The organism is Trebonia sp., from assembly GCF_049794275.1.
Classification (GTDB): Bacteria; Actinomycetota; Actinomycetes; order Streptosporangiales; family Streptosporangiaceae; genus Trebonia.
On sequence record NZ_JBARCR010000965.1, the window covers coordinates 1 to 4,300 of the forward strand.

5 protein-coding genes are annotated in these 4,300 nt (G+C 69.3%); 1 reads left to right on the forward strand and 4 read right to left on the reverse strand.

What is annotated here, in order from left to right; translation table 11 throughout:
• The 3 genes from WA805_RS24680 to WA805_RS24690 form a co-directional block, all read right to left on the reverse strand.
• A partial coding sequence (locus WA805_RS24680; protein WP_425243518.1) for an MMPL family transporter occupies positions 1–1,151 on the reverse strand: 1,151 nt, incomplete at its 3' end.
• A 130-nt stretch (positions 1,152–1,281) separates the two neighbouring features.
• Positions 1,282–1,902: a helix-turn-helix domain-containing protein gene (locus tag WA805_RS24685; RefSeq protein ID WP_422288298.1), complete on the reverse strand. Its 621-nt coding sequence runs from the start codon at positions 1,900–1,902 to the stop codon at positions 1,282–1,284.
• Positions 1,903–1,944: 42 nt separating this feature from the next.
• Positions 1,945–2,709 carry a GOLPH3/VPS74 family protein gene (locus WA805_RS24690; RefSeq protein ID WP_425243519.1) on the reverse strand — a complete coding sequence of 255 codons (765 nt, stop codon included), beginning with the start codon at positions 2,707–2,709 and terminating at the stop codon, positions 1,945–1,947.
• Positions 2,710–2,816: 107 nt separating this feature from the next.
• Here WA805_RS24690 and WA805_RS24695 point away from each other — a divergent pair, with 107 nt between their 5' ends.
• Positions 2,817–3,278, forward strand: coding sequence for a VOC family protein (locus tag WA805_RS24695; RefSeq protein WP_422275488.1), 462 nt, complete (start codon positions 2,817–2,819; stop codon positions 3,276–3,278).
• A 9-nt stretch (positions 3,279–3,287) separates the two neighbouring features.
• On the opposite strand, the gene WA805_RS24700 is transcribed toward WA805_RS24695, so the two are convergent.
• Positions 3,288–4,300 (reverse strand): MMPL family transporter (locus WA805_RS24700; RefSeq protein WP_425243520.1); only part of this gene is annotated, 1,013 nt, incomplete at its 5' end.

Consider the following 4,300-nt stretch of genomic DNA (forward strand, 5'->3'; position numbering starts at 1 on the left):
CGCGACGGGCGGGCGCTGGCCCGCCGCCGGCCCAGGAACGGGATCCGTCCCGCGTCGGAGCGCGGCCCGAGCCAGGCCAGCAGCGCGGGCAGCACGGTGAGCGAACCCGCGACCGCGATGAACACCACCGCGATGGCCCCGGCCGCTATGCCGGCGAATGGCCCGGCGCCGACCAGGAACAGCGCGCACAGCGCGGCCATCACGGTCCCGCCAGACACCAGGATGGTGCGCCCGGACGTCCGGGACGCGATGCGCAGCGCCTCAGGGAACGACCGGCCGCTGGCCCGTTCCTCGCGTTCGCGGCGCAGATAGAACAGCGAGTAGTCGACGCCGACCGCCATTCCGATGATCACCACGACTTCGTAAACCTCGCTTTGGACCGGCAGCACGTGGCTGATGAACATCAGGACTCCGATGGCCGCTGCCAGCGAGGTCACCGCGAGCAGCAGCGGGATGCCGGCTGCCACCAGGGCGCCGAACACGAGCAGCAGCAGGAGTAGCGTGACCGGCACCGAGATCCCCTCGGCCTTGCTGAAGTTCAGCGCGTTGTTGATCGCCTGCTGGATGCTCGCGTCACCGGATTCGGCGATGTGCAGGTCCGGGTAGCGGGCCTGCACGGTGGCGACCGCGTGCTGGTCGGTGGTCGCCGCCTGGTTGACGTCGGCGACGTTGCCGGGAACCTCGAACGTGACCAGGGCGCTGCGGCCGTCCTTCGATACCAGCGACTGCCCGCCGGCCGACAGCGGGGTGCGGATGCCGGCGGCGTACCGCGGCCGAGCCGACAGCGCGGCCGCCACCTGGCTTGCGGCCTGCCGCATCGCCGGATCGGAGCCGAACGTGACACCGGGGGTCTTGGCCTGGATCAGCACGGTCTCGGCGTAAGCGTTGTACTGCGCGGGCGCGACCTTGTTCAGGACGCGCTCGGCCTGCCCGGCCTGCCCGGCGTCGTACTGCGTAAGCTGCGCCGAGCCGATCGCCTGGCCCGCCGTGAAGACGGCGACGACCAGCAGCAGCCAGCCGAAGACCGCGGTCTTGCGGTGTCTCGCGCTCCATCCGGCGACGCGCGCGGTGACAGGTGCCCGGATCTTTCGGCGTTGCCGTTCGTCATCATGGGGTGCTGGAGGGAATACTGAACTACGCGACTGTCCCATCGTTGCCTCTCGGCTGGCTGGTGCGGATGGCCGGATGTGGTCCCGCCCGTGAGCTAGACCCTCACGGGCGGGACAGTCAGCTTGGTCCGTTCGGGATGGGGGCCGGGGCGGCGCAGCACCTCTTCGGCTTCTAGCCGTTCTCGCCCGCGGGCGGCCCGGCACGACTGTCGTCCGGAGGTGGCTCGATCGGGTAGGAGAGCAGCAGCGTTTCCACCGGCAAGGCGCCGGGCGGGCGCCTGGCCGGGTCTTTGAGACGTTCCCGGAATCGCGCCAGCACGGCGTGCAGCTCTTTGTTCACCTGCGTCAGCTCTTCCGCGGTCACGTAAGTGACATATTCGCTGTCGTCGGCCGCCTCCCGCCACTCCCCGGGATAGCCGGACTTCGTTTCCTGCCACCGCTGATAGCGGCCGAACGCGCGCTCTCGGGACAGGCGTAGCACGAGGTCGCCCGCGATCTGCGCTTCCGGGTCATGCGCGGCGGGGATATTCCATCCGAGGGATGTCAGCCGCCAGGGCCTGGCCCGGCCCTTCCCGCCGCCCGCCTCCTCGACGAACCCGTATTTCGCCAGCTGGCGCAGGTGGAACGAGCAGGTGGTCGGCGTCTCGCCGATCCGCTCGCCCAGCTCGGTGGCGGTCATCGCGCCGCCGAAGGCCAGCTCCTCGTACAGCGCGATCCGCACCGGATGCGCGAGGGCGCGCAGCGTCCGCGCGTCAGTGAGATTCCGCGGCTCGGGCCGTTCTTCGCCAGACACGTCTCGACAGTAAACTCTCGAGAGATATCTGTCAATAGAATGCTATCGAGAGTTATCTCTCGAAGGCTGCATTACCTGGAGGGTGACGCCGGGCTCGCCGGGCAGCTCGGTGAGCCGCTCGATCCGCTGGACGAGGACGTCGCGGCCGGCCGCTAAGAAGACGAAAAACGGAGGGACGGTTGTCGCGGTCACGGTGATGGCGACGATCAATTCGTCAACAATCTTGGCGACACCCGGCGCGACCGGCGTTTCAGCGGTGACGCGATCGATCCGCCGCTTCGCCTCGCCGCGAGTGCCTGGATCTGGCGCGACCCGCTCCAGCAGACGACACGGCCCGATCAGCGCAAGGAGCACCGCGACCTGCGAGGATACCGGGCCCTCGCCTGCCGCTGCCGCTCGGATCTGATCCAAGACCGCCTGGCGCGCCGCCGTGTCGAGGACCGGATGACGGGTCGGCCGCAGGAGCGACGGCCTGTCCCGGCCCAGCACGCCGGTGTCGGTAAGACGGTCGACGACACGATTCCAGCTTCCGCCGATGTGATGACTCAGACCCCCGATGACCTGCCTCACGTTCCTGCCCTGCAGATGCTCCCGCACCGCATCGTAGACATCAGCAAGCAGTTCGTCGCCGGGCCTGGTATCTCCGGCCCGTACTGTCCCGTCTTCCGCGACCGCCAGCCGGCCGTCAATGGCCAGATCGGCCAACAGCGCGCCGGTCAAGCCGACCTGGATGAGGGCGCCGCTCCCGACGGGAACGTTCCCCTTGTCATTCAGCGCGGTGAGCAGCAGCATCTCTGCAATCAGCACAACTGCACGCTAATACCGAACTGGGTGGCCAAGCGGGCGCGACGAGTAATATCGGCCGCAGCTCCCGTCGTAAGCGAGGCGTGGGACCCAACCAGTGGAGGTACCAGATGGCCGAGCTCCCGCCGCCCCCGGAGGGAATTCTGCTGGGCTACTTCATCGTCTCGGACGACGTCGAGCGCTCTCAGCGCTTCTACACCGAAGTACTCGGCGGCCGGCTGCTCTTCTCCGGAACGCCGACCGTTGTCGCGCTCGCCAACACCTGGATCGTCATCAATACCGGCGGAGGGCCGACCGACGACAAGCCGACGGTCACCCTGGAGACGCCTCCCGATCCGGACCGGATCAGCAGCTTCCTCAACTTCCGGGTCAAAGACATCGAGGCCGTGTACGCCGAATGGAGCGCCCGCGGCGCGCAGTTCCTGACGCCGCCGAAACGGCACCAGTACGAGACCCGCTGCTACGTCCGCGATCCCGACGGCTACCTGATCGAAGTGGGGCAGACCACGGACCCGCAGGGAGACTGGTCGCCCACTCAGTGGCAGCCATCGTTACCGGCGCGACGACGCTAACCAGCTCTGCTAGCGGCTCGCGTCCGACAACTCGGACGGCCTCCGGGCGGCCACGCGGACCCGCTGATGACCGGGCCACATCCCGAAACGGCCGGTCAGTGCCACCAGGGCCGGCACAAGGAACGACCGGACGACGACGGAATCCAGCATGACCCCGACGGCCATGATGATCGCCAGCTGCCGGAACTGTTCCAGCGGTATCAGCGCGAGCAGCCCGAAAGAAGCGGCCAGCGCGACGCCCGCGGTGGTGATCGCCCGCGAGGCACGCGGAGCCGCGACGGCCACCGCGTCCTGCGTCGGCAGTGCCCGTGCTTCCTCCCAGATCCGCCCGACCACGAACACGTTGTAATCCGATCCGAGCGAGACCAGCAGCACTCCGGCCGCGAACGGCACGAAGTAGACGAGGTCCGGCGACCCGAGGACCGCGTCGCAGATGACGACGGTCAGCCCGAGCGTGGCGAGCACCGCCAGCACGCTGGCCGCCAGCAGGTAGACCGGTGCCAGCAGGGCGCGCAGGAACACCATCAGGAGCAGCAGTGTCACGAGGAGGATCGCGAGTCCGACGCGCCATAGATCCGACGCCGTCGAGGTGATGGCGTCGCTGGTCAGCGCGGTCTGCCCGCCGACCTCGTAGCGGACGCCGCGCAGGCCTGCCGCCCTGCCCAGCGCCGGCAGCCGCGCCGCCAGCATCCGCACCTGCCCGATCGCCGTGGCGTTCAGCGGATCGGTGTCGTACACGAGCGCGAAACGGATCGCTCGCCCGTCCCTGGCGACCATCGGGTTGGGTGACGGTACGGAGGCGGGGAGAGCAGCTGGCCCGACAACAGTGGCCACGCCCGGCTGCCGGCGCAGCGCGGCCTCCAGGCGGTTACCCGCCGCGGTCTGCGACCCGGCGCCGGGCCCGATGACGAGTACCTCGGCCGGCGCGAGTATCCCCGGAGCGAACCCGGCCGCGGCGGCGGCCCCGGCCCGGGCCACGTCCGACGACGGCGGCATCTCGCCGATCAGCGGCGATCCGAGTC